This window comes from Arthrobacter sp. B0427-1-12 (assembly GCF_059092905.1).
On sequence record NZ_JBNHIC010000148.1, the window covers coordinates 1 to 1,414 of the forward strand.

Genomic DNA, 1,414 nt, shown 5'->3' on the forward strand with positions numbered 1-1,414 from the left:
GCGAGATCGTGTTCTCGCATTCGACGTTCAACCAGCGTGACGAGGTCATCGTTTCGACGCGTTACGGCATGCTCGCGGAACGGAAGGGCGAATAGCATGAAGGATTACCTTGAGGACTACGCAGTCGGTGAATCGGCCAGCACCTCTGGGCGGACCATGTCCGAAGCGGACTTCCTAACGTGGGGCAGCATCGAGCACGACTTCCCCGCAATCCACTTCGACGCGCACGCGATGGCATCTTCCAGATCGGGCCAGCGCATCGCGGCCGGCTTCATCGAGATGGCCCTCTCGGTGGGTATGTTCGCACAGCACGACTGGAACTGGTATTGGCCGACCGGCGCAGTGGCCACCGTCAGGTGGGACGAGTTGCGATTCACCAAGACCTTGCACATCGGTGACACCATCTATTGCCATCGTGAGATCGCCGACGCGATCGTCGAGGACGATGCGTTCGGCATCTTGGTTCACGCCGTGGAGGTGCGCAACCAGGACGGCGACCTGCTGGCCTGCGGACGAGAGAGCATTCGCGTGCGTCGGCGTCCCAGCACCCATGCAGCCGATGGCGAGGCCGCAGCGACTCCGGCGGCAGTCAAATGACGCCCCGCGCGACGGGCCGCGTCGTCGTCGTGACAGGAGGTAGCCGTGGCATCGGCCGCGAGCTTTGTCGAGCCTTCGCGTCGGACGGCGACACGGTCGTCGTCGCGAGCCGTAACGGACAGGCGTGCGAAGAGCTCGCGACATCGTTGCAGGACGAGTTCGGGGTGCTCGCGCTGGGCATCGGGTGTCACGTCGGGCGATGGAACGACTGCGACTTGCTGATCGAGCGGGTTCTCGCCGAATTCGGACGCATCGACGTCCTGATCAACAATGCGGGCATGTCGCCGCTATACTCCTCGCTGGTAGACGTCAGCGAGGAGCTGTACGACAAGGTCTTGGCGGTGAACCTACGCGGAGCGTTCAGGATCGCCACCCTCGCGGCGAAAGCCATGGCGGACGCGGACGGAGGTTCGATCATCAACGTCTCGAGCGTGACCTCCATCCAGGCCAGCCCGATGGAGCTGCCGTACGCGATGGCGAAGGCCGGTGTCAACGCACTCACGGTCGGACTGGCACGTGCTCACGCGCCGGCCGTGCGTGTCAACACGGTCATGCCTGGCCCCATCAGGACCGACGTGTCGGAGAACTGGCCCCCGGAGCTGTGGGAACGGCTGTCGTCGAAGGAGACCCTGCCGATGGGACGCACCGGCGAGATTGGCGAAGTCATCGGCGCCGTCCGCTACCTGGCCGGTCCCGATTCATCGTTCACGACCGGGTCCACCATCCGGGTGGACGGCGGACTCGTGTGGTCGGCATGACCACCGCTCGGGGCGACAACCAGCAATACAGCAGAATCTGATTCATCACAACCACTACC

The 1,414-nt window shown here is 64.1% G+C and carries 2 protein-coding genes; both read left to right on the forward strand.

The features are described from left to right. Positions 1–96 precede the first annotated feature (96 nt). Positions 97–597, forward strand: coding sequence for a MaoC family dehydratase (locus AC5RWU_RS24235; protein WP_493986719.1), 501 nt, complete (start codon positions 97–99; stop codon positions 595–597). Further along, positions 594–1,355: an SDR family NAD(P)-dependent oxidoreductase gene (locus tag AC5RWU_RS24240; protein WP_493986720.1), complete on the forward strand. Its 762-nt coding sequence runs from the start codon at positions 594–596 to the stop codon at positions 1,353–1,355. The genes AC5RWU_RS24235 and AC5RWU_RS24240 overlap by 4 nt, the downstream gene beginning before the upstream one ends. Positions 1,356–1,414: the final 59 nt, after the last annotated feature.